The organism is Rodentibacter sp. JRC1 (assembly GCF_020521555.1).
Taxonomy (GTDB): Bacteria; Pseudomonadota; Gammaproteobacteria; order Enterobacterales; family Pasteurellaceae; genus Rodentibacter; species Rodentibacter abscessus.
In genome coordinates, this window is sequence record NZ_BPWA01000001.1 from 885,786 (window position 1) to 910,300 (window position 24,515).

The window sequence follows — 24,515 nt, forward strand, 5'->3', positions numbered from 1 at the left end:
GTTTGAATGGTTCTATTAATTACAAGATAGAGTAATCAAAATCAAGTGTTTTTATCGGTAATATCAATAAATTTGTGAATTCATTAATTCCGGTCAATAAAATTCTCTTTCGGCGATTTTTTAAATAGGACAGCCTCTTCAGGAATTTTAACCGGTTATATCGGGTAAATTTTATTTGCTTTATGCCGCCCTTTTAGTAGAATCTTTCCAATTCACTAATTTATATTTTCCTACATTATTCAAACATGACTATAGCTCACCGTACTCTTCTAGGTTTACGTCCCCTAGCCTTTTATACTTCAATTGGACTTATTTTTACTCAACAAGCTTTGGCAGAAAATGCTCCCTCGCCCCCCCGCTCACTCTATCAATCAGCCCAGCAAGAGCTAAATGAACTCGAAAATCAGCTCCTCCAACAACGACTAAGCAAGCAAAAATACCAATCCACCACTGTCGAAACTGATACGCACACTTATAACCAAACCTGTTTGCCCTTTGATGAAATTGAACTGCGTGGTATTACACTGATTCCTACCGAGCCATTGCTCCCACCGCCGGGGAAATGTATCAATGAAGACTATCTGAACCAACTTAGTCAAAATGTCACAGCGGCGTATCTGAAAGCAGGTTATCTGCATAACCCATTTCAATTTCAAAGTGATGGTACACGCCGGCTGATTATGCAGGTAGTCGAGGGCAAGCTGACGAAGATTTCGGGTGAAAGTAGTATTGTGAATGCCAAAATGCTTTTTCCAAATTTAATCGGTAAACCCTTAAATGTGCGGGATCTCGATCAAGGGCTGGATCAAACCAATTCATTACTCGGCAGCACGGTAACGGTGGATGTCTATCCTGATTCACAAGGTAATATTGAATTGGCACTACACAATGCTTATCAACAACGACTATCGGGGCGGTTTTCAGTGGATAATGATGGCACTAAAAGTACGGGTGAGTGGATTGGACGTGGGTATGTCAATATTGATAGCCCTTTCGGGCTATCGGATAGTCTAAGCCTTAGTGGTAGCCATTCGTTACGTTCGGGGTTTTACCCTTACAATCGTAGCCTTGCTCTCTATTATTCCGTCCCTTATGGCTATTGGCGGTTTAGCACTTTTGGTTCGATGTCTCAATATAAAGCGGATTTAACCTTAAATCAGAACACTCTTGTCCAGCACGGGAAAACTTGGCAGTGGGGCATACGGGCAGAAAAGGTCTTTCATCGAGGGACGAATAGCGTAACTACCGCTTATGCCCAATTCGACCACCTCAATGCTAAAAACGGGCTGGCGGATGTGATTTATGAAATTCAAAGCCCAACCATAACGAGCGGTACAATCGGGCTAAATCATCTCCAACTACGGGAAAACGGGCTGATTTTAACCGATATTAGCTACGAATACGGTAAACCGTCCTATCGCCATAATCTTGAGCAATTCTATAAGCCTTACCATAAATTCAATGCAAGCCTTGACTACATTCAATATCGGTATTTTTTCGGGCAAACCTTTCGTCAGCAACACCGTTTGCAAGGACAATATAGCCAACGGCTTCTCCCGAGTCTAAAGCAACAAGATTTGCTTGATCGCTATAATGTACGGGGGTTTCGGACGTTTTCTTCTGCCACAGAGAAAGCCTTGAGCCTACAAAATACGCTAGTTTGGGTTAAGCAATGGAAGAATTGGCAAATTGAACCTTATGCGGGGATAGATATGGGGATACAGCGAAATGTATCGGCAAACCACGCTCAAGAGTTTACCCCAAGCCATTCAACTAAAGCGATTTCAGGCATAGTTGGGTTTCAACTCCAACAAAAAGATCGCTACACACTTCGCCTCGAATGGGCAACAGGTAAATACTTCGCTCCCAATGAGCAAAAGAAATCACACCGATTCAGCACGAATGTGAGTATTCAGTTTTAACCGTAAAAAAAGTTGAAAAAACAAGCGGTCAAATTTCTTGGCAAATTTGACCGCTTGTAAACGTTTATAGAGGAGGAAAAACCATTTTCCTCCTATTTTTCAGATCAGCAATTATCTACGTCTCATAAAACGCTGGCGACGTTTTATCATTTCTAGGCGTTTTTTCGCTTCTTGTTCTAAGCGTTCTTTCACATTCGTGGTTAATTTCACATCGGTTTTCACCTTTTGATCTTTTACCACTTGTGGTTTTGGTGGGTTGATTCCACCTTGTTTGACCGTCTCTTTTTTGGTGGCATCGACTTTCACATTGACATCGGCTTTTACGCCTGCAATGGTGCCATTATTCCAGTCTTTTTTGACACTTTCTTGCCAATTATTCGCAGGATAAGGGGTGAATTTACCACTGCCGTTAGCGGAAAGATGTACGCTGGTTTCGTTGATTTTATCTGTAACAGATGTGCTACTCACGCTACCTGTTAGCTGATTTTTCACATTTTGAGCGTTAATGCTGCTGCCGTTAAAGTGAGCGTTGTTGCCTGAAAGGGTCGCATTTTGGGCGGTTAAATCTGTGGTGGTATGGGTTTCATTACGCACAACATCAACATTTAACTTGCCTGAACCACTACTTGGCGTCCAAGTGTTGCCACTTAAACCGCCGTTTAAGCCTAAGCCCGCTTCTACATCGGTTTTATTGACGTTATTTTTGGCGGCATTTAAGTGGAGATCCCCCTTGCCTGCATCGAGGGTAAGGTTGGTGCTATTTGAGCTAACTCCTGTTAAGTTCACCCCATTTTCGGCTTTGATATGGACGTTTTTACCGTTAATAGCGACACCTTGATGTGTTGTGCTATTTTCGTGATGCACCTTCACATTGCCATTAATGCCTAAACTCGCACCGTTCGCACCGACATTTACGCCCCCCCCAACACTGACATTGAGGTCTTGCACGTTGCTATGCCCAGGTTGCACATTGACGGTGTTTCCACTAATCGCCACATTATTGCCTGCTTGAACATTCGTGCCTTGAAGGTTTACCTCGCCTTTGCCGTGAATGCCGACATTATTGCCGCCTTGAACATTATGTAATACCGCATCAAGACGGTTGCCTTTATGCCCATTAGCGGTGAAATTGACATCGACAGAAGGGGTTGCCGCTCCAGCAGACGGAATGACTAAAGCACCCACGCCAACATTTAAGGTGAAGCCACCGCCTTTATGGGAGCTTGTATTTTGGGATTGTGTGAAATTCGCCGTGTTGGCAGTGATATTCACATCATTTTTCGCCGAAATATCTGCTTGGCTATTCAGTTTGCCCGTGTTGATATTGACATTATTACCTTGTACGTTAGCAATATGAGCCGTTGTTGAGTTACTTTGATCTTTTTGGAAATGGATTCCAACATTGACCGCCGCATTGGCTGTGGCTAAATCTTTGGAGCTCGCACTCACACCAATGGTTAAGCCACCACTGACTTTTTCATTTTGCTTGGTGTTTTGAGCCGATTGGATACGATGCTCTTGTGAATTTAAATTCACATTTTTGCCTGCGGTATATTGTGTGCCAACATCAGTGAGTTTGTCTGCATTCACGTTGATATTTTGACCCGCTTGTAATGCCGTACTCTGTGCATTCGTTTGTGCATTATTTTCACGACCTCCCGAAATGCCTAGCACTAGGCTACCACTTAAGGCTTTATTTTTATCCACTGAGGTTGTCAAAGATAAACCTAAATCAAAGTGTTTTTGCTTACTTTCTTCAGTGCTATATTCAGGCGTGTGGCTGACCTTTTGCCCATTTTGGGCAAGATTTCCGCCCGCAGTGAGGCTTGTGCCTTTGTGCTGAATCTGATTGTTCGCCTTGATTATTAAATTATTTTGAGCGGCTAATTGGCTTCCTTGTGGCGTACTACCTTGTTTAAGAGTATTTTTGTGGGTAATCCCTAAATCAACTTTATTTGTAACCGCACTTTCTGTTACGGTTACGGTGTTGGTGATACCAAAAGCGGTATTCACATTTGAGTCATAACCACTATTATGCTGTGCTGAGGTGGCGACATTATTTGCGTTGATGTTAAGATCGCCCGATGTCGCACTAATTTTACTGCCACTGACCTTAACATTATTCGCAGAAAGTTGGGTTGTGCCGCCACTGACTTCTGAAGGTGTGTGCGTGGTTTCGCCAACGGATTGGGATTTGTTATAAAAACCTAAGGTCGCACTGGCTTGACCTTTAAATTTCAGATTATCTTTCACATTATCCGCAAGACCTTGAGCCGCTTGATCCATATTGATCTTGCCCGTAATCAAATTTTTCGTGGTTTCAAGCGTGGATTTAGCAACACCCTCATAATCTAATGAGAGTGTAGGTTTCTCCACTTTGGTGCTAAACCCAATCCCAGATTGATGTAAAACTTGTCTAAGTTCGTTTCGGCTTCCTCGTACATTGATATCTCCTTTTGCAGAAATATCTAATAATCCGGCCGCTTGAACACGGCTACCGATAATATTGACATTTTTATTGGTAACAAGCTGTAAATTGGATTGGGATTTTAAATCTGAACCTTTTGACGTATAGGTGGTTTTAAAGCCTCGATGACGTTCTTTAGTAATATCGAAAATGATACCTTTACGCCCTTTTTCTGAGTAGGAATGATAGTCTTGCACCGTATCTAAGGTTACACTGCCGTCATTGGCTTTGACTAACGCATCTTGACCGGAAATCACACGGCTACCAGAAATTCTTACCCCTTGTTGAGCATCCGCTAGAATGGTCCCTTTTACGGTAAAATCCGAACCTTGCTGTTCAAAATCATTACGGGTCGAGGCTAGTGCTTTTGAACCTGCTAAACCGCCCCAATACTTCTCTTTATCATCAACAACGTGGGAATTTTTCACTTCCTCAGAAACGAAAGAGAGTTTGCCTTTATTCTCAATGACTAAATCGCCATCAATCCGCCCAATAGTACCGGCAAAATCAACGTGATGACCTGAAATCACTAAATCATTTTTCACATTCAGCTCGCTGGCAACATATTTATTAGCAATCGCCGTTTGGGTACTTATCCCCGTTTTACGCTTTTTAGGTTCATTACGGAAATTAGCGATGGCATCATATACATTAATTTCTTGATCGCCTTTAAAAGAGACCCCTTTTTCGCCGTGTAACGCTACGCTATTGGCATTGATTTGTAGTGCTGTTCCACTTAATTTCTCTTTTGTCGCAACCAGTTTAACGTTATCGGCATTGACCACTGTTTTATGGGCGGTTTCTATTTTGCTATTGTCTTCCTCGTGGCGTTTGAAGTTCCCCTTAAACCGACTTTCAGTTGATGAGTGGCGATCTACGGTTTTCGTTGAACCTAAGTGGGTATTCTCTCCTACAATTACCACCTCTTTAGCATTAATCTCTGTGCCTTTAATTTCTGCCTGATGAGAAGCGACAATGGCAACGTTATCCGCCTTTATTGTCGTTTTTTGGAAAAGCTCCTTATCTGCCCATTTTGAATTAGAACCCACGACTTTATTTGGCTCTTTAATCTCCCGATGGGTATCCGTTGATTTTTTCGTGATTGTTCCGTTTAACTTGGCATTTCCGGCAGTAATCACAACTTCTTTCGCACTGAGATCGCTTCCATTAATGGCTAAGGTTGCTCGCTCATCGGTGGAGTGAATACGAATCCGCCCCGCTTGGATACTGCCTGCGACTTTACCGTCTAACACTTGCCCTTGCTGTGGCGAAACTGTTACGGTTAATTGCCCGCTTTCATCACGTTTAACCTGATTACGCCCCATCAATACATTGACATCCCCCTCGGCATTGAGCTTACCTGAAACACTCACCGTTGGGGCAATTAAATCAATATTTTCACCTGAAATCGCCCCTTTGGCTGTTAGGCTCTGATTACCTTCTATTTGATAGCCCGTTAATTTACCGCTTTCAACGGTGGCTTTCCCCACCACTAAAGAGGCTCTTGGCGTATTAATAAAACCACCACCGTCAACCGAAATCCCGTTTGGGTTAACCAAAACATAATCGGCTCGCTGCCCCACAATTTCTTGTTTACCTGCAAGGTGTGAAGGATTACGGCTGACGACTTCATTTAAAATGACTGTCGCCGATTGCTGACGCAAATTAGGGTTTGCCGCAATCTGACCCGCTAATTGAGATTGGCTTGCTTGACGGGCATTGTTTAGCACAGCCCCTGCCTTATCAACATTAAACTTATTATATTGGTTATGGGATAAACCCGCGTGGCTTGGGGTGGCAATATTGACAATTTCTACCCCTTTTTGGGTTGAAATTTGAGTATTGCCGTTAGCAACTTGAATATCAGCATAACTATAAGAGGCGTAGCACACAGACAAGGCTATCGCTATTTTTGAAAGTGTCATTTTTCGCATAGAAAATCCAAATGAAGAGAGAAACATTAACCGGTAAGCACTAGTTCAAGCTTATCCGCTACGAATTGTTGGTTTTTGTCTACACTGACAAACCAAACCATTGAGCCGTAATACACAATCATCTGTTAAATAAGAATGATTATCTCGCATCAAATGCGTATTCTATGCGAAGAATGTGAAAAAATTATGAATTATTTTTGTGAAAATTGTAAAAATGTGAAATAAATCACAAAATACAAGCAAATTTGTCCAAGCTCCTTTTACTTATCCACAAAATTTTTTTGGTTTATTTTTAACCTCTAAAATTTGACTATTACGAAGAATGAAGCAAATTCACATTGCTGACAAATTCATATTTTTCAAACGACTCAATTAAAGTGGAATTTATTCCTGATAGTAACCAAATAACTGTCGACATAATTTTGTACAAGCACGGGGAGCAACATCAGGGTAGACAGCCACTCTAAAAGAATGAAAGTACGGATAAATTCAAAGATACTCAATCTGATTCTAAAAGTAGTTTTCGGGATAGGTGATTAGATTACTCATCATCTAAAGAACATATTAGAAATTTATGGACATTTCTTACACCGATATTTCCTTTAATACATCAATAAAAAACCCCTAGACAAATATCTAGAGGTTTTATCAACGATGCGAAACCCCTTTTAGGGATTTTTAACTATTTTCCGGTTTCTTCGTGGTTTTCCGGAATTTTTCTTTTCCGTAGATTTACCTTCGGATTTGACCGCACTTTTTTACTTGTGGTTTTCGCCTCAGCGGTTTTTTTTGTTGTTGTCTTCCTAGCCACCGTTTTTTTCTTCGGTTTCTCACCTAAATTTGCGACTTTCCACTCCTCGAATTTTTCCAATAATACTTTACCCATTGGGCTTGGATCTCCGGTAAAGAGTGTTTTCAAACCATTGGTTTCAATAATATGACGGCGTAAAGCTAAACGTTCTTCGTGATTTTCAGCCAAGCGTATTGCACGTTCTACATATTCATCAACAGTGTTTGCAATTAACCATTCCGGCAAACCTAAACGTTTAAATAAACCTTCATCAATGTGTTCATGTACTTCCGGACCGGTTTTACAAACACCCACTAAACCAAGGGTTACCATATCGATAATGCCATTAGTATTGCCAAATGGGAACGGATTCACCATCATATCGCAATTATGTAAAATTCTGAGATATTCGTGATATGGAGAATGGGCATGTGCGGTTGCATCATTGCCTAAATAAGTTTTAATAAAACGCTCAACATACGGGTGTGTGATACCGCTTGATTGACCCAGAGCAAAGTGAAAATGCACTTTTACTTTTGCACGATCACGAATTGCTTTTAATGCTTCCAAGAAATACGGATTTAATTTCATCGTTGTCGAAGCAATACCGATATTCACTACTTCAGGATTTTCACGCAAGCGATACTCTACATTTTGTGGAGCAAGAGCAGACGGCACATAAGGAAGCGCATCTTTTGGCAGACGTAATAGGGTTTCACTAAAACAATCTTCAGAACCGACATAATCATCCTCTACGATAACATATTCAATGAAATCGGAATGTGTTGTTGCCGGATGACCTAATGCAATCACTTGAATCGGCGCAAGTCTTGTATTACTTGCAAAAATGGTGGTGAGATCCATACCGATACTCGGCATATAAAACACCGCAGCTCCATTTTCATTACAAATATTCTTTATAAAGTGTAGTTTATCAAAGATATTACTACCCTCTAATAAATGAAATTCATCAAATACAGCTCTGCCCGCTTCATCTACCGCTTGACCACCAATACCAATTAAATGGAAACGATCACGTGCCGCAATCATTGAGGTTGAATGCGTACGATAAATAGAATGCGCAGAATGGAAATGCTCAAGCAATACCACCATCACCGGTTTGCCGTTCCGAGTATCTATTTTGGTCACATCACGATCTTCCCAACCTAATTCAAGCAAATGACGACGAATAACTTGATTTAGTGCTTTTTTCACTAAATGTTTATTTGAATTAATATCATAACTACAATGCATATACACATCGTGAGAGATACCACTAGGAAGATTATTTAAGTTATTAATCTGAGCTAATTTTTCAGGGAACCATTGTAATAAAGCACCGCGTTTACCGAATGATTGTTGCGTCCCGATAAAACGAGGAGACTGCAGTGCAAAGCAAAGGGAGGCGCAAAGTTCCGGATCAATATCCCATAACGCATCCAAATTCAGATTAACGTTTGATTCCGGTAAATATAAAATACAGAATTTAATTACTGCGGATTTTGAAGAATCCAAATGAATATCCAATGGGTTTTCCGGGGCAGGATTACGATTATACGTTTGTAAAATATGATCTGCATTCACGAAAGGCGATGCAGCAAAAATCAGGTTTAACCAGCGTTGTAATGTTAAGAAACGTTGTGCACCGGAAAGAGAAATTTCTAATTTCGGATCACTAAATAACTGAGTAATCGCCACTGCCATACGTGTACAAAAATAAACGGTTTTATCTTGCGCAAGTGAATTTAGTTGCTCAGGGCAATCAAATTCAATATCTTGAATATCACCGAAATTCGAATCAATTTTACCAAGAATCTCAAGCAATTCTACACAGGCTTCTTCATAATTTTTAGCCGCCACTTCTTTTTCAAAACGAGCAACGCTCGGTTTTTTAACTTCAGACATTTTATTTACCTTTTACTTTTAATTAACAAGTTCCCCAAAGATCGTATTCATCCGAATGGGTAATATTTACTTTAATGATGTCACCAACTTTTATATTGATACCACTTAAATTATCAACATAAACTAAACCATCGACTTCCGGTGCATCGGCTTTAGAACGTCCGATAATGCCGTCATCATCAATTTCATCGACTAAAACATCAATGACCTTTCCGATTTTTTGTTTTAAGCGATTAGATGAAATTTCTTGCTGTAATTGCATGAAACGGTGGAAACGTTCTTCTTTTACTTCCTCCGGTACTTGCTCTTCCATATCGGTGGCAGGCGCACCTTCAACAGGGCTGAATTTAAAACAGCCTACTCGGTCAAGCTGTGCTTCTTTTAAGAAATCAAGCAATAATTGAAAATCTTCTTCCGTCTCTCCCGGAAAACCCACAATAAAGGTTGAACGCAAAGTTAGATCCAGACAAATTTCACGCCATTTTTTAATACGCTCTAAAGTGCGGTCAATAGCGCCCGGTCTTTTCATCGCTTTAAGAATTTTCGGGCTGGCGTGTTGGAGAGGAATGTCCAAATAAGGTAATAAAATACCTTCTGCCATTAATGGAATTAAATCATCTACGTGCGGATACGGATAAACATAATGCAAACGTACCCAAATACCAAGTTTTCCCAATTGTTTACAAAGGGTCATTAAATCATTTTTAATTGGCATTCCATTCCAAAAGGCGGTTTTTGCTCCCCCTTCTTGACGTTTAACATCCATAGCATAGGCGGAAGTATCTTGCGAAACAACAAGCAACTCTTTCACTCCCGATTCAGCTAAGCGTTTGGCTTCGTCCAACACCTGTGTGATAGAACGACTTTCCAAATCACCACGCATAGAAGGAATAATGCAAAACGTACAACGGTGATCACAACCTTCAGAAATTTTTAAGTAAGCATAATGTTTTGGTGTGAGCTTTACACCCTGTTTCGGCACAAGGCTAATATAGGGATTATGCGTAGGTTTCGGCACATATTTGTGCACTTGTTCCATCACGGCTTCATAGCTATGCGGCCCGGTAACTTCTAACACTTTCGGATGCACTTCGCGGATGCGATCTTCTTTTGCGCCCAAACAACCGGTTACAATCACACGTCCATTTTCTTCCAGTGCTTCTCCAATAGCTTCTAAAGATTCTTGAACCGCGCTATCAATAAAGCCACAGGTGTTTACAATTACTAAATCGACATTTTCATAGCTCGGTACGATGTTATAGCCATCGCTGCGTAATTCCGTCAAAATACGTTCGGAATCCACTAAATTTTTTGGACACCCAAGACTCACAAAACCAATGTTTGGAGTAGAAGTTTGCATAAATTCTATCTCTCTGCTTATTTTTAACGCGCGATTCTACTCAACTTCCTATCTAAAGTCGAACAGATAAACGTAAAATATTGTAAATTTGAGTATATTTTCATTTTTCAAATCGTTAGAATTTCCCCCATTATCATCAAGCAATCTTACATTATGGAAAATCCACCTCTTATTTTGACCGCACTTTTAGCGTCTCTTCACTTAACCATTCTCGGAAAAATGTTTTTGGCGTTAATCTTAGGTAGTATTATCGGGTTAGAACGTGAACTAAAACACAAACCGGTCGGCATTAAAACCTGTGCTATTATTGCTATCACAACCTGTACACTCACTATTGTTTCTATTCAAGCCGCGGAACATTATGCCCAAGTATCCGAAAATATTCGCACCGATCCAATGCGTCTTGCCGCTCAAGTCATCAGTGGTATCGGTTTCTTAGGTGCCGGAGTGATTTTACATAAAAAGAATGATGCTATTTCAGGTTTAACGACCGCAGCAATTATTTGGGCGGCAGCAGGTATCGGGATTGCTACCGGAGCAGGGTTTATTTTTGATGCCTTTATTGCCACGGCAATGATCCTAATCGCCATTCGCTTTAGCCCGCTGGTACAGCGTTTAATCCGCCGAAAAGGTCGCAAAAAGAAAACCAAAATTAGTATCCATCTCCGTTCATCCGGTGCGATAGCTATCATCGCAAATTTATTGATCCAAAACGATTACCGTATTGAAAATCTTGCGGTAAAAGATTTGGCAAATGGCGAAGTACGCGTACAAATTCGGTGTTTCGCCATTGATAATACCATAATCAAAGATGTTTACTCTTTACTCAAAACGGAAGAGGATGTATTAAGTGTGGAATTGTTTGAAAACTAACTGCCTCCTCCCCTTTTTCCTACTTGTAATAAAATAGGGTAGAACCTTTATCGTTTTACCCTATTTGGCTTAAAAATTATGGTGAAACCCGATTTATGCCCAGTATTTGTCTATTTCCGCACGAATCGCTTCAGCGGTAGCTTTACCTTTTTCACCGACCAAAGCACGTCCTGCAATAAAGGCTTTGGCGTTTTTGATTTCTTTAAATAAATGAATATCTTCCGGTACGATACCGCCTGTAATGGAAAGCTCTAAACCAAGTGCGGACAATTTTTTCATCAATTCTACATCTTCTTCAGTCCAACCTTTACCGGCAAGTTCTGCATCACGAGAACGATGATAAATAGCTTGTTTAACGCCCAAATCAATCCATTCTTCGGCATCTTTTTCAACCGTCCAGTTGCCATAAATTTCAATTTGAATTTCTTTTTTCACTTTAAGTTCCGGGTGAGCGGCATTAAACTCATCCGCTACTTTTTTACAAGCGGCTTTCGTTGCAGGATGAGCGGCTGCGGAAACGGTAAGCCAGTCAGCCCCGGCTTCAAATGCCATTTTAGCTAAAATAGCACCGCCATCCGTTGTTTTTAAATCGCACACGATAATATGATTCGGGTGTAAAGCACGCAATGTACTCACTGCTTTCATTCCCTCTGCACAAGCCAAAATGGTACCAACTTCAATAATTTCCACTAAGGATTCCGCTTGTTTGGCATCGGCAACGGCTTTTTCAAGACTTAATGAATCAAGGGCGATTTGGAGTAATGGTTTAGACATAGTATGTTCTCTCTTAAAAGTTTGGAATAAATCGGTAGGATAAAACAACCCTACATCTCGTTGTTAATTAAGCATTTAGTGCTGTATCAATGACAGCAAATACATCTTCTTTGGTTTTGCAATCTAAGAATTTTTGAATGTTAATACCGTCATCATTATCGGGATCATCAAAAACTTGTGTGATTTCCATAATACCTTGCATATGGGTGTCGGAATCACTACCGGCGAGCGTAACAAGTACAGAAATCATTTCACCATCAAAATCTACCGGTTCTGCAAGAGTGGTTAATGCAAATGCTGTACGGATAACGCCTTCTTCAGGGCGAGCGTGCGGCATTGCAAGTCCCGGGGCAAGCACGATATAAGGTCCCATTTCTTTAATTTTACTGACAATATTGTCGTAGTAACGAGGTTCAATCGCCCCTGATTCCACTAATAAATCCGTACCGATTTTAATGGCATCTTCCCAGTTAGTTGCATGCTGATTAAGTTTGATTGAGTTATTTTCGATAAGGGATTGTTTTAACATTGTTTACTCCTTCGCTATGAGTTTTGTCCCGAATAAGTGCGGTCAAATTTAACTGAAAACTGACCGCACTTTGGGTTATTTATTTTGGAATTTATTAATCAATTCGATTAATTCATCACCAAATGAATTTGGATTGAGCATATTTTGTACGCCTAATACATATTTGCCGTCGCCCACTTGGATTTCACCGGCCAAATGTTTTGAGGATACAATGATATCTGTACCATCTAATTTACCTTTATAGTCGGTAACCGCACAGGAATCCATCACATTCGGAATGCCACGTTTATCTAAATAACCTTTAATCTTCATTTTCATCATCATTGATGAACCTTGACCTGAACCGCACACCGCAAGAATTCGGATAGGTTTCACGGCTTCAGAAACAGCGTTATTTTCGACCGCACTTTGCTGTGCATTTTGTGTTGTATTTGCCATAACAGGTTCATCTGCAACCTCATCAACACCGTAACCGTCCATTTGCTCAAGAGTTTTGCCCGCAGCAGCGGCAGCAGCTTCGGCAGCACGTAATTTTTTCGATGCAAACGCCATATAAACGAATGCGGCAGCTAAGATAACAAAGAAGAAGAACGGAATGCTTACGATACCTTGTAATACCGGAGGGAAGAATAACGCCCAGTCCGCCATGCCCATCCAACCGTTAAAGGTTGCACCTTGTGTTGATAATAAGTGAATGACCCATGCAGAACCTAAGACTTCTACAATACCCATAACGAAACAGATTTTCATTACGGCTTTCCAACCACCGAAATGGTTAGCGAATACACCGATGGTTGCATTAGAGAAGAACATTGGAATAAAACCAGGAATGATAAGAACAGAGGCATCAAAACCAAGTAATAAACCAACTGCCACGAACTGACCGATCGCCCCCCACATAAAACCGAATACCATTGCATTTGGTGAGAAAGCGTAAATTGCCGCACAGTCAATGGCGAGTACAGCATTTGGAATAACACGCTCAGAGATCCCTTTGAACGCTTCGGAAAGCTCAGCAACGAACATTCGCACACCGATAACGATCACTTGAATGGCAACAGCAAATTTTAAGCCTGTTTCAAAAATATAGATCGCCCAATGGGTTTTGCCCGCCATTGTTTGCAGATTATCTAAACCGAAAGAAAGTAAGATAATACCGAAGAACACAGTCATCACTAGCACGGTTGCGGAGATGCTATCGTGGAAAATATGTAACCATTTTGGCAACTTCATATTATCAACGCTGTCTTCTTTATTACCGAGTTTCGGAGCAAGTTGAACGGCGATCCAAGAGGCGATTTGTTGTTGGTGTCCGATAGAAAAGCCCGCTCCGCCTGTTACCGCTTGAGTCGGTTTATACATAATATTAGAAGAAATACCCCAATATAACGCCATAATGATTGCGGTATAAATGATGGTTTCCATCATCGAAGCACCGATTAACATATAGAACACTGCAACTAATCCTGCTTGTTGGAACATAATATGTCCTGTAAGCATAATGGTGCGGATACCGGTAAAACGTCTAAACATCACCAATAAGATATTCAGTGCCAATGCTAGTAGCACCGCATAACCAACCCAAGCATAATTATCCGCCATAGTTTCAATGGTCGCCTGCATACTGGTGTAAGGATCAATCACTGCACCGGTTAAACCGTGATATTCGGAGAGTTTTTCAATGATAGGTTTGAAGCCTTTAACTAATTCACCCGCCCCTACTTGAACCAACATAAAGCCAACAATAGTTTTAATTGTTCCTTTGATGACGGTTGTGGTGTCTTTACGTAAAAGAATATAACCGATACAGGCAACAATCCCCAATAAAAGCGGTGCTTTATTGAGTACCTGATCTCTGAAGATGATAAATAGATCTAATAATGTTTCCATAACAGAACTTCTGTTGCATTGTTTAAAAACGGCTTAGGAGTTGGTTTCTCTAATGGGTGAGAAATCAAAACAGGCAAATAATAACAACTCCATATGAATAAAAAAGATTATTTTTGATATTTTGTGAGATTGATCACAATTTATTTTCATTTTTCACAAAATCTCAAAAACTCACTTAAAAATGACCGCTCTTTACTATCTTTTTTATTAATTTTTAACAAAAAAATATAACCGATTGAAAATACTATCTTTATTTTTTGGGTAAAAAAATAAAGCATGATCTAGATCACAAAATTAAAAAAAATCATTTTACAAAACAAAATGATTATATATGATTAATTTTGATTATTTAGTTCCTCTATTTCTACTAACAGGAGTTTACAATGAGCAAAATCCAAGAAATTACCCGTGAAAGCTGGATTCTTTCTACTTTCCCTGAGTGGGGCACTTGGTTAAATGAAGAAATTGAGCAAGAAGTTGTGCCGGAAGGTAACTTTGCCATGTGGTGGTTGGGCTGTGTAGGTGTTTGGATTAAAACTCCCGGCGGAGCTAACCTTTGTATGGATTTATGGTGCGGTCGTGGTAAATCTACGAAGAAAGTAAAAGATATGGTGCGTGGTCACCAAATGGCGAATATGGCGGGTGTACGCAAATTACAACCTAACTTGCGTGCTGCACCAATGGTGCTAGACCCATTTGCAATCAACGAAGTAGATTTTATTCTTGCTTCTCACTACCATAGTGATCACATTGATGTAAACGTGGCTGCAGCTATCGTGAATAATCCAAAATTAGATCACGTGAAATTTGTTGGTCCTTGGCATTGTGCGGAATTATGGAAAAAATGGGGTGTGCCGGAAGAACGCATTATCATTGTAAAACCGGGTGATGTGGTGAAATTAAAAGACGTAGAAATTCACGCTTTAGATTCTTTCGACCGCACTTGTTTAGTGACTTTACCTGTGGAAGGTGCGGAAGAACAAGGTGGTGAATTAGCGGGTCTTTGTCCTTCTGATGAAGAAATGGGACGCAAAGCAGTGAACTATGTGTTCAAAACCCCGGGCGGTAATATTTACCATGGTGCTGACTCTCACTTCTCAATTCAATTTGCCAAACACGGCAAACAGTTCGATATTGATGTAGCATTAAATAACTACGGGGAAAACCCGGTCGGTATCGCCGATAAAATGACTTCGGTGGATTTATTACGAATGGCGGAAAGTTTGCGTTGTAAAGTGATTATTCCGGTTCATCACGATATTTGGACAAACTTTATGGCAAGTACTGATGAAATCATTGCATTGTGGAAAATGCGTAAAGAGCGTTTGCAATACAAATTCCACCCGTTCATTTGGGAAGTGGGCGGAAAATATGTTTATCCACGTGATAAAGATCTCATTGAATATCATCATCCGCGTGGCTTTGATGATTGCTTTGAACACGAACCGAATATTCAATTCAAATCAATGCTATAACAACAAAAAAGCCACCTTTGCACTTGAAGGTGGCTCATTTTTTGTTCATTATTAGCAGTCATAAAAATAGCAAGGAAAATATAATGAACGAAAATTACCGCCACCGGCGGCTTTTACAATTATTATTTGAAAAAAAAGCACTTTCCACGGCTGAAATTATTGAATTGCTAGAAGTTTCTCCGGCAACAGCGAGACGTGATATTAATAAATTAGCAGAACAGGGACGTTTGAAAAAAGTGCGTAACGGTGCGGAGGCGCTCCCCCCCTCAACCCCAGTTAATCCCTATAATCGAACAATTAACAATCTTGATGAAAAACAACGCATTGCAATGGCAGCGAGTCGTTTATGCCAAGATGGAGATTCGATTATTTTGACCTGCGGATCAACAATGCAGATGTTGGGGGAACGGTTATGCGGCAGAAAATTACAAATCATCACGAATTTTCTACCATTGGCAAACCAACTGATTGCAAATAACCACGAGGATATTGTCATCATGGGGGGACAATATAATCGCAATAAAGCTATTACCCTTTCCCTTAACCAAAATGAAAGCCCTTATGCAGCCAATATTATGTTTACCAGCGGTAAAGGTTTTACGATAGACGGGCTATATAAAACGGATATGATTATTGCCAATTCAGAGCAACGTTTATCCAGTAAAGCCAGCAAATATGTCGTGCTGTTAGACAGTACCAAATTGGGGCAACAAGTAGGAATGTTATTTACCGACCTAAAAAATATTGATTTATTAATTACAGGCAGGGAAGCTGATTCCAATATGATTAATGCCCTAAAAGAAAAAGGTTTAGAGATAATATTGGCATAAAAGTGCGGTCAGTTTTTACCAAGAATTTGCAACAACACAAGAAGAATTTAATGAAATAAACGATTGGGTAAGTGGGTACCCAATATCGCTGTAAAGAAACACTAAGGAGTTTCCCGTGAGAAAACATAAACTAGGTATTTATGAAAAAGCCTTACCTAAGAATATTAGCTGGCAAGATAGACTTTCTATTGCCAAAGCCTGCGGATTTGATTTTGTTGAAATGTCTATTGACGAAACCGATGAACGTTTGGCCCGTCTTGATTGGAGCAAAAAAGAACGCTTAAAATTAGTGAAAGCGATTGTGAATACAGGGGTTACCATTCCGTCAATGTGTTTGTCAGGGCATCGCCGTTTTCCATTTGGTAGCAATGATAAGCTAACCCGTCAAAAAGCCTATGAAATTATGGAAAAAGCCATTCAATTTGCGGTAGATACGGGGATTCGTACCATTCAATTGGCCGGCTATGATGTCTATTATGAAGAACAAGACGAAAGCACGATTGAGCGTTTTCAGCAAGGCTTAGAATGGGCGGTGGAATTAGCGGCTAGCAATCAAGTTACTCTCGCAGTAGAAATTATGGATACGAAATTTATGAGTTCAATTTCCCGTTGGAAAAAATGGGACGAGATCATCAAATCCCCGTGGTTTACCGTTTATCCTGACTTAGGAAATCTCTCCGCATGGAATGATAATGTTGCCGAAGAACTCAAATTAGGCATTGACAAAATTTCCGCTATTCACTTAAAAGACACTTACAAAGTAACCGAAACCTGCAAAGGTCAATTCCGTGATGTGCCTTTCGGTGATGGTTGCGTGAATTTCCCGGCCTGTTTCAAAACCTTAGCGGAACTAAATTATCGTGGTGCGTTTTTAATTGAAATGTGGACAGAAAAAGCAGACGAGCCTATCGCAGAAATTATCAATGCACGCCGTTGGATCGAACAAAAAATGCAAGAAGGAGGATTTACCCTATGAGCCAATTAACCGAATTAACCCCTGCATTGTTAGCAATGCGTGAACGTGTTTTTAAAGCAAATTTAGAATTACCTAAATATAAATTGATCACTTTTACTTGGGGCAATGTAAGCGAAATTGACCGTGAAACAGGCATTGTTGCAATCAAACCTTCAGGGGTTGAATATGACACAATGAAAGTAGAAGATATTGTTTTGGTCGATCTGCAAGGCAATCGGGTATATGGCGATAAAAAACCGTCTTCTGATACCCCTACCCACTTAGAGCTTTATCGCCAATTTACTGATATTGGCGGTGTTGTGCATACCCATTCCCGCCACGCTACCGCTTGGGCTCAAGCAGGGGAAGATATTTTGGCTCTGGGCACAACGCAAGGAGATTATTTCTATGGTTCGATTCCTTGCACCCGCAAAATGACTCCTGAGGAAATTGCGGGCGAATATGAATTAGAAACCGGGAAAGTGATTGTCGAGACGTTCCGTAAACGCCGGATTGAACCAAAATCCGTGCCTGCGGTACTGGTTCATTCACACGGACCGTTTACTTGGGGCAAAGATGCTTTTGATGCCGTACATAATTCTGTCGTGTTGGAAGAAGTGGCTTATATGAACTTTGTAAGCCACCAAATTCGCCCGAATATCGGTTCAATGCAACAGGAATTATTAGATAAACATTACCTACGTAAACACGGTAAAGATGCCTATTATGGGCAATAATTAAGTAACAGATAGACTAAAGAGGCAGTATTTACTGCCTCTTTCAACAAGAAGGAATGAGAATATGAATTATAAAGTGGTCGCCTTTGATCTTGATGGCACATTACTCAATGGACAAGGTCAAATTTTGGCTGAGAATAAAAAAGCAATTCAAACACTACAGGAAAAAGGTATTCAAGTAATTTTAGTAACAGGCAGACACCACACCGCCGTCAAACCTTATTATCGGGAATTAGGGTTAACCACACCGATTATTTGTTGTAATGGCACTTATGTTTATGACGTTGAAACCGATAGCACACCTTTTGCCAATCCCCTTTCCAAACAACAGGCACAACTGATTTTTGATGTGGCGGAAAAACATCATTGTCATCTCTTAATGTACTCAAGAGATTCAATGAATTATGCCGAACTCAACCCGCATATGACAAAATTTATTCAATGGGTAGAAAGTTGCCCGCCTGAAGTCCGCCCTGATGTGCGTAAAGTGGCGAGTATTCAAGATGTGATTGATCACGATCAGCCAATTTGGAAATGTGTTATTTCCGCCCCTGATAAAAATATAATGAATGCCGTTGTTGCAGACTTACCACAGGACGAATTTAGCTGTGAATGGTCTTGGGTTGATCGCATTGATATTGCAAATGCAGGCAATACCAAAGGAGGAAGATTGTTGGCATTATTAGCAGAGTGGGGAATTGATCCACAGCAGGTTATTGCCTTTGGTGATAACCATAATGATATTAGTATGCTTAAAGCCGTAGGACTAGGCGTTGCAATGGGCAATGCAGAAGATGAAGTGAAACAGCAGGCAAAATTAATTACTCGTAGCAATAATGAAGCGGGTATTGCCGATGTATTGAAAACGTATTTTTCGATTTAATTCAATAAAATAAAAAACCGACTAAACACTAAAAGTCGGTTTTTTAATATCGTTTTCAGCGAAAATCTTTCGCGTAGTTCTTCTAAGCAAAAGCGACCAAAAAATCCGGTCGCTTAAATTTAATTCGCTCTATTACGCTAATTTTTCTTTTAAGAAATCTAATAATTGTTCTTTTCCAATCATTTCTTTCCCACCGCTACGGCGATTTTTATATTCAATTTCGCCGTTCGCAAGATTTTTCTCACCAATGACGATCATATGCGGCACACCGATAAGCTCCATATCCGCAAACATTACACCCGGGCGTTCTTTACGATCATCAAAAATGACATCCACACCTTGAGCCTGTAAAGTGCGGTACAATTCTTCGGCATATTGTTGCACGCTTTCGGATTTATGCATATTCATCGGCACAATCGCTACGGTAAAGGGTGCGATTTCATCTGTCGGCCAAATAATGCCGCGTTCATCATAATGCTGCTCGATCGCCGCCGCCACAACTCGGGTTACTCCAATACCGTAGCACCCCATAGTAACAATCATTGGGCGACCGTCTTCCCCCTGAACCGTAGCATTCATCGCTTCTGAATATTTTTTTCCCAGCTGGAAAATATGCCCGACTTCAATACCGCGCTTAATAAGCAACGTACCTTTTCCATCAGGGCTTGGATCACCTTCCACGACATTACGAAGATCGGCGACTTTCGGTAAGGCGACATCACGTACCCAGTTAATATTGAAATAATGTTTGCCATCAATATTCGCACCGGCACTGAAATCGGACATCAATGCCACCGAGCGATCAACAATCGCCGGAATGGTCAGATTTACCGGTCCTAACGAACCTACGCCTGCGCCGATTTTTGCCTTAATTTCCGCCTCATCGGCAAATTCCAACGGCGAGGCAACTTCCGCTAATTTTTCCGCTTTGATTTCATTTAACTCGTGATCGCCACGAATCACTAACGCCACAAGAGGCTGTTCTTCACTAGCCCCCTTTACAATCAAGGTTTTCACGGTTTTTTCAATCGGTTGATTAAATTGTTCCACTAATTCCGCAATCGTTTTTGCATTCGGCGTATCAATAAGTTCCATCACTTTGGTTGGTTCGCCACGCTCACCGATAGCAACCGCTTCGGCAAGCTCAATATTTGCCGCATAGTCCGATTCTGTGGAGAAAATCACATCATCTTCACCGCTATTTGCCAACACTTGGAATTCATGAGACGCACTACCACCGATAGATCCCGTATCTGCTTGAACCGCACGAAAATCTAAACCTAAACGATTGAAAATATTGCTATAAGTTTGATACATCACATCATAAGTTTGTTGTAAACTTTCTTTATCAGTGTGGAAAGAATAGGCATCTTTCATTATAAATTCACGACTGCGCATCACGCCGAAACGTGGGCGAACCTCATCACGAAATTTAGTCTGAATATGATAAAGATTAATCGGTAGCTGACGATAAGAGGTGATTTCACGTCGCATTAGATCCGTAATAGCCTCTTCATTTGTCGGTCCAATAACAAAACCACGCTCGCCACGATCGGTAAAACGCAATAATTCCGGACCATATTGATCCCAACGACCGGATTCCTGCCAAAGTTCCGCCGGTTGCACAACCGGCATTTTAATTTCAAGTGCGCCGCTTTTATCCATTTCTTCGCGAATCACTTTTTCGACTTTACGAAGCACCCGCCAACCGGTCGGCATCCAGTGGTATAAACCTGAAGCCAGAGGGCGAATCATCCCTGCACGCAACATCAGTTGATGGCTCACAATCGCCGCTTCGGCCGGTGTTTCCTTTAATGTAGAGAATAAATATTGACTTGTACGCATCGAATTAACCTTAAATACTTTAAATTGAGAAAAAATCGGTATTATGTAGCGCTTGCACAAGGTGAAAAGTAGGGTGTGTTAGGCTTGCCGTAACGCACCGTTAAACCCAAGTTTGGTGCGTTACGGCAAGCCTAACACACCCTACTTTTCACCTTGTGCAACGATACATAATAATGGAAAAAATTGGCGAGAGTATAACAAAAAGTGCGGTCATTTTTAACCGCACTTTTTTGAAAGAAGAAATTAATTGGTTTTCAATTTATTCCAATATTTTTCGTAAATATCAATCGCTTCGCCCACATCTCCTTGCATAATGCCCTTTTCCACCTGCTCAGGAGGAGGAAATAAAGTCGGATCATTGGCAAGTTCGGGATTCAATAGCGCTTTCACACCGTTATTCGGCATCGAAAAGCCCATACGTTCTACCACTACTTTTGCATTTTCCGGACGAAGTAAAAAATCAATAAATTTATGCGCACCTTCTACATTTTTTGCAGTTTTTGGAATTGCGTAATTGTCCATCCAAAAAATTGCCCCTTCTTTCGGATAAATAAATTGTAAACTTGGATTTTCTTTATGCGCCAAATACGCAGAACCGTTCCAAATCATACCGATTGCTGCTTCGCCTTGTACATAAGGCACTTCCGGAGAATCCGAATTAAAGGTTACCACGTTAGGTAATAAATTAACCAAACGTTCATAAGCGGCTTTGATTTCGTCCTCATTTGTGGTGTTCGGTGATTTACCATCTAATAATAAAGCGATATGAAAAACTTCGCGTGCGTCGCTGGTCATCAATACCTTGTGCTTAAACTCCGGTTTCCACAAATCCGCCCAACTTGTAATCTTGTTCGGTTCGATCTCATCCGAGTTCACCTCAATCCCGGTTAAACCATACACATACGGCAAAGAATATTTATTTTCTGGATCAAATTCCTTGTTTAAAAGATGTGTCGGCACTTGTTTTAAGTTACTCAGTTTACTGTGATCTAAAGGTTGCAACATATTCTCTTTGATCATTTTATTAACGTAATAACTCGATGGAAAAACCAAGTCGTAGCCTTGTCCGGCATTTTCCGTTAATTTTAATTTTGCATACATTTCTTCATTACTTTCAAAGGTGGAATAAATCACTTCCACACCGGTTTCTTTAGTAAATTGAGCAACAAGATCGGAAGGCACATAGTCCGTCCAGTTATAAACATAAAGTTTGTTGTTGGCAAAAGCTGATGTCGCAAAAACAGCGATTGCCGAAAGGAAAAGAGATTTGATTGAGAGAACAAAGGATTTTTTCAATTTATTGACCTCCGAAGGAATAATTAATAATCAATGCGCCAAATTCACGCAGACGGAAGTATAACATTTTTTCGCAAAGGGTTTGACATATTTACCCATAGGGGTAAGATTTCGCCAACTTTTATTCACGAGATTTTTTATGCTGAATTTTGCCCATCAAGAACACGTACCTTCTTATTATTTCGATTCACGCAATCAAGATTTCCAACTTCCCGCTTTAACACAGGTTGAACAAGCGGATGTGTGCGTAATCGGTGCCGGTTTCTTCGGTTTATCCGCCGCATTAGAACTCGCCGAAAAAGGAAAAAAAGTGATCGTACTGGAAGGTGCGCGCATAGGATTCGGCGCTTCAGGTCGAAGCGGCGGACAAGCAATTAACGGCTTTGAAGAAGGCATTGATGAGTACATCAAAGAAGTGGGCTTTGATAAAGCCCGCAAATTATGGGAAATGTCCTTAGAAGCCATCGATATTATTGATGAACGCATTGCCAAATACGGCATCCAATGCGATTGGAAAAAAGGTTACGCCACCCTTGCGCTGAATGATCGCCGTATGGACGATCTCATCGCAAACGAAAAAGCCAGCCATGAAAATTTTGGCTATAAAAATATGCAGCTTTGGGATAAAGCTAAACTCAAACAACATTTGGGCAGTGATATTTACGTGGGCGGTTTATACGATAGCAACTCAGGGCATTTGCACCCGCTTAATTATTGCTTAGGGTTGGCAAAAGCCTGCTTGGATCTCGGCGTACGGATTTTTGAGCAATCACCGGTCGTGGATCTGATTGAAAAAAACGGCAGTATCGAAGTAAAAACCACACAAAGTGCGGTCATTTCTCAAGATGTTATTTTAGCAACCAATGCCTATATTGATGTGCTACCCAAATCAATTCATCACGGTATTAATCGCAAAATTATGCCGGTAGAAAGCTTTATCATTGCCACCGAACCTTTAAGTCAAACCCTTGCCGATTCAGTGATTAATAATGGTATGTCCGTGTGTGATAATAATTTATTACTCGATTATTATCGTCTAAGTGCGGATAATCGCCTTCTTTTCGGCAGTGATTCCAGCTCGGAAAAAGATATGGTTGCCGTAATGCGGCAAAATATGCTGCACGTATTCCCGCAACTTGAAGAAGTTAAAATCGATTACGGCTGGGCGGGGCCAATCGATATGACGATGAACTCTACCCCACATTTTGGTCGGATTTCTCCTCATATTTATTTTGCTCACGGCTATTCCGGACACGGCGTTGCATTAACGGGGCTTGCCGGTCGCATTATCGCTGAAGCCATTTTAGGCGATGATGAACGCTTACGAATTTTCGAGGAACTGAAAGTGCCATCCGTTTATGGCGGAAAGATCGTAAAAAATTTAGCCACTAAAATCGGTGTGCAATATTACAAATTTTTGGATCGTTTTCGCTAGAAATTCACTCAAAATAACACGCAATCGCTTGAAGCGATTGTTATATCTTAAGGCACGATTGGCAAATCTAAAGGTTTTTTGACCGCACTTTAAGGCGTTGTATTTTAATTTCACCAATAATCGGAAAGTCCATTATTGGTGAAATTAGATACCTAAAACACCTAAGGTTTAATATCCCTCAAGATAGGATTTTGCATTGAAATCAAAGTCTCGGTAGATTGAATTTCATCAATTAATTGAATTTTTGTCGCTAATACCGAGTGTAATTCGGCAATAGTGTGCGTCATCACCTTAATGAAAATCGAATAATTTCCCGTCGTATAATAGGCTTCGACCACTTCATCAAAAGTTTCCAGTTTCTTGATAACCTTCTCGTAATCTTTCGCGCTCTTCAAAATAATACCGATGAAACAACATACATCATAACCAAGTTTACGTTCATCAATAATCACTTTTGTCCCTTCAATAATACCTGATTGACGCATTTTTTCGACACGAACGTGAATCGTACCGGGACTAACACCAAAATTTTTCGCCATTTCAGCATAGGGCGTACGGGCATCTTTGGTGAGAACGCGGAGAATTTGTTGATCCAAATTATCGATATTGTGCATA

The 24,515-nt window shown here is 40.6% G+C and carries 17 protein-coding genes; 8 read left to right on the forward strand and 9 right to left on the reverse strand.

Features of this window, described 5'->3' with window-relative positions:
* Nucleotides 1-245 precede the first annotated feature (245 nt).
* Entirely contained in the window at nt 246-1,922 is a 1,677-nt protein-coding gene (locus HEMROJRC1_RS04010; protein WP_226691729.1) for a ShlB/FhaC/HecB family hemolysin secretion/activation protein, read from the forward strand.
* Between the two features lie 111 nt (nt 1,923-2,033).
* On the opposite strand, the gene HEMROJRC1_RS04015 is transcribed toward HEMROJRC1_RS04010, so the two are convergent.
* The 3 genes from HEMROJRC1_RS04015 to rimO all read right to left on the reverse strand — a co-directional run bounded on the left by HEMROJRC1_RS04015 (nt 2,034) and on the right by rimO (nt 10,378).
* Nucleotides 2,034-6,323, reverse strand: coding sequence for a hemagglutinin repeat-containing protein (locus HEMROJRC1_RS04015; protein WP_226691730.1), 4,290 nt, complete (start codon nt 6,321-6,323; stop codon nt 2,034-2,036).
* Nucleotides 6,324-7,005: 682 nt separating this feature from the next.
* Nucleotides 7,006-9,018: an adhesin gene (locus HEMROJRC1_RS04020; protein WP_226691731.1), complete on the reverse strand. Its 2,013-nt coding sequence runs from the start codon at nt 9,016-9,018 to the stop codon at nt 7,006-7,008.
* Nucleotides 9,019-9,040: 22 nt separating this feature from the next.
* Nucleotides 9,041-10,378 (reverse strand): 30S ribosomal protein S12 methylthiotransferase RimO, encoded by a 1,338-nt coding sequence (gene rimO / locus HEMROJRC1_RS04025; RefSeq protein WP_226691732.1) that lies wholly within the window; start codon nt 10,376-10,378, stop codon nt 9,041-9,043.
* 153 nt (nt 10,379-10,531) lie between these two features.
* Here rimO and HEMROJRC1_RS04030 point away from each other — a divergent pair, with 153 nt between their 5' ends.
* Nucleotides 10,532-11,251 carry an MgtC/SapB family protein gene (locus HEMROJRC1_RS04030; protein WP_226691733.1) on the forward strand — a complete coding sequence of 240 codons (720 nt, stop codon included), beginning with the start codon at nt 10,532-10,534 and terminating at the stop codon, nt 11,249-11,251.
* A 93-nt stretch (nt 11,252-11,344) separates the two neighbouring features.
* On the opposite strand, the gene HEMROJRC1_RS04035 is transcribed toward HEMROJRC1_RS04030, so the two are convergent.
* The 3 genes from HEMROJRC1_RS04035 to HEMROJRC1_RS04045 form a co-directional block, all read right to left on the reverse strand.
* A complete protein-coding gene (locus HEMROJRC1_RS04035) occupies nt 11,345-12,025 on the reverse strand; it encodes a 3-keto-L-gulonate-6-phosphate decarboxylase UlaD (protein WP_226691734.1) in 681 nt (226 codons plus the stop codon).
* Between the two features lie 67 nt (nt 12,026-12,092).
* Nucleotides 12,093-12,554 (reverse strand): PTS sugar transporter subunit IIA, encoded by a 462-nt coding sequence (locus HEMROJRC1_RS04040; RefSeq protein ID WP_226691735.1) that lies wholly within the window; start codon nt 12,552-12,554, stop codon nt 12,093-12,095.
* A 75-nt stretch (nt 12,555-12,629) separates the two neighbouring features.
* On the reverse strand, nt 12,630-14,444 hold the full coding sequence (locus tag HEMROJRC1_RS04045; RefSeq protein WP_226691736.1) for a PTS ascorbate-specific subunit IIBC: 1,815 nt from the start codon (nt 14,442-14,444) through the stop codon (nt 12,630-12,632).
* Nucleotides 14,445-14,827: 383 nt separating this feature from the next.
* Between HEMROJRC1_RS04045 and ulaG the strand changes: the two genes are divergently transcribed.
* The 5 genes from ulaG (at nt 14,828) to HEMROJRC1_RS04070 (ending at nt 19,324) form a co-directional block, all read left to right on the forward strand.
* Entirely contained in the window at nt 14,828-15,919 is a 1,092-nt protein-coding gene (gene ulaG / locus HEMROJRC1_RS04050) for an L-ascorbate 6-phosphate lactonase (RefSeq protein WP_194811261.1), read from the forward strand.
* An 83-nt stretch (nt 15,920-16,002) separates the two neighbouring features.
* Complete coding sequence (ulaR, locus tag HEMROJRC1_RS04055) at nt 16,003-16,749, forward strand: HTH-type transcriptional regulator UlaR (protein ID WP_226691737.1); 747 nt, start codon at nt 16,003-16,005, stop codon at nt 16,747-16,749.
* A 115-nt stretch (nt 16,750-16,864) separates the two neighbouring features.
* Nucleotides 16,865-17,725: an L-ribulose-5-phosphate 3-epimerase gene (locus HEMROJRC1_RS04060; RefSeq protein WP_226691738.1), complete on the forward strand. Its 861-nt coding sequence runs from the start codon at nt 16,865-16,867 to the stop codon at nt 17,723-17,725.
* Nucleotides 17,722-18,441 (forward strand): L-ribulose-5-phosphate 4-epimerase, encoded by a 720-nt coding sequence (gene araD / locus HEMROJRC1_RS04065; protein WP_226691739.1) that lies wholly within the window; start codon nt 17,722-17,724, stop codon nt 18,439-18,441. The genes HEMROJRC1_RS04060 and araD overlap by 4 nt, the downstream gene beginning before the upstream one ends.
* 64 nt (nt 18,442-18,505) lie before the next feature.
* A complete protein-coding gene (locus tag HEMROJRC1_RS04070) occupies nt 18,506-19,324 on the forward strand; it encodes a pyridoxal phosphatase (protein WP_226691740.1) in 819 nt (272 codons plus the stop codon).
* Nucleotides 19,325-19,456: 132 nt separating this feature from the next.
* Here HEMROJRC1_RS04070 and proS read toward each other — a convergent pair whose 3' ends face one another.
* Together proS and HEMROJRC1_RS04080 are read right to left on the reverse strand one after the other, a co-directional pair.
* On the reverse strand, nt 19,457-21,169 hold the full coding sequence (gene proS, locus HEMROJRC1_RS04075) for a proline--tRNA ligase (protein WP_226691741.1): 1,713 nt from the start codon (nt 21,167-21,169) through the stop codon (nt 19,457-19,459).
* A 243-nt stretch (nt 21,170-21,412) separates the two neighbouring features.
* Nucleotides 21,413-22,465: an extracellular solute-binding protein gene (locus HEMROJRC1_RS04080; protein WP_226691742.1), complete on the reverse strand. Its 1,053-nt coding sequence runs from the start codon at nt 22,463-22,465 to the stop codon at nt 21,413-21,415.
* Between the two features lie 139 nt (nt 22,466-22,604).
* On the opposite strand from HEMROJRC1_RS04080, the gene HEMROJRC1_RS04085 reads away from it, so the two are divergent.
* Nucleotides 22,605-23,900, forward strand: a complete 1,296-nt coding sequence (locus HEMROJRC1_RS04085) for an FAD-binding oxidoreductase (protein WP_226691743.1) — start codon at nt 22,605-22,607, stop codon at nt 23,898-23,900.
* A 161-nt stretch (nt 23,901-24,061) separates the two neighbouring features.
* Here HEMROJRC1_RS04085 and asnC read toward each other — a convergent pair whose 3' ends face one another.
* Nucleotides 24,062-24,514 (reverse strand): transcriptional regulator AsnC, encoded by a 453-nt coding sequence (gene asnC / locus HEMROJRC1_RS04090; protein WP_018356952.1) that lies wholly within the window; start codon nt 24,512-24,514, stop codon nt 24,062-24,064.
* Between the last annotated feature and the right edge of the window lies 1 nt (nt 24,515).

What these genes read in the sequence shown, in the direction of transcription:
- HEMROJRC1_RS04010 (WP_226691729.1), top strand. Translation starts at nt 246, where the DNA reads ATGACTATAGCTCACCGTACTCTTCTAGGTTTACGTCCCCTAGCCTTT.
- HEMROJRC1_RS04015 (WP_226691730.1), bottom strand. Translation starts at nt 6,323, where the DNA reads ATGCGAAAAATGACACTTTCAAAAATAGCGATAGCCTTGTCTGTGTGC.
- HEMROJRC1_RS04020 (WP_226691731.1), bottom strand. Translation starts at nt 9,018, where the DNA reads ATGTCTGAAGTTAAAAAACCGAGCGTTGCTCGTTTTGAAAAAGAAGTG.
- rimO (WP_226691732.1), bottom strand. Translation starts at nt 10,378, where the DNA reads ATGCAAACTTCTACTCCAAACATTGGTTTTGTGAGTCTTGGGTGTCCA.
- HEMROJRC1_RS04030 (WP_226691733.1), top strand. Translation starts at nt 10,532, where the DNA reads ATGGAAAATCCACCTCTTATTTTGACCGCACTTTTAGCGTCTCTTCAC.
- HEMROJRC1_RS04035 (WP_226691734.1), bottom strand. Translation starts at nt 12,025, where the DNA reads ATGTCTAAACCATTACTCCAAATCGCCCTTGATTCATTAAGTCTTGAA.
- HEMROJRC1_RS04040 (WP_226691735.1), bottom strand. Translation starts at nt 12,554, where the DNA reads ATGTTAAAACAATCCCTTATCGAAAATAACTCAATCAAACTTAATCAG.
- HEMROJRC1_RS04045 (WP_226691736.1), bottom strand. Translation starts at nt 14,444, where the DNA reads ATGGAAACATTATTAGATCTATTTATCATCTTCAGAGATCAGGTACTC.
- ulaG (WP_194811261.1), top strand. Translation starts at nt 14,828, where the DNA reads ATGAGCAAAATCCAAGAAATTACCCGTGAAAGCTGGATTCTTTCTACT.
- ulaR (WP_226691737.1), top strand. Translation starts at nt 16,003, where the DNA reads ATGAACGAAAATTACCGCCACCGGCGGCTTTTACAATTATTATTTGAA.
- araD (WP_226691739.1), top strand. Translation starts at nt 17,722, where the DNA reads ATGAGCCAATTAACCGAATTAACCCCTGCATTGTTAGCAATGCGTGAA.
- HEMROJRC1_RS04070 (WP_226691740.1), top strand. Translation starts at nt 18,506, where the DNA reads ATGAATTATAAAGTGGTCGCCTTTGATCTTGATGGCACATTACTCAAT.
- proS (WP_226691741.1), bottom strand. Translation starts at nt 21,169, where the DNA reads ATGCGTACAAGTCAATATTTATTCTCTACATTAAAGGAAACACCGGCC.
- HEMROJRC1_RS04085 (WP_226691743.1), top strand. Translation starts at nt 22,605, where the DNA reads ATGCTGAATTTTGCCCATCAAGAACACGTACCTTCTTATTATTTCGAT.
- asnC (WP_018356952.1), bottom strand. Translation starts at nt 24,514, where the DNA reads ATGCACAATATCGATAATTTGGATCAACAAATTCTCCGCGTTCTCACC.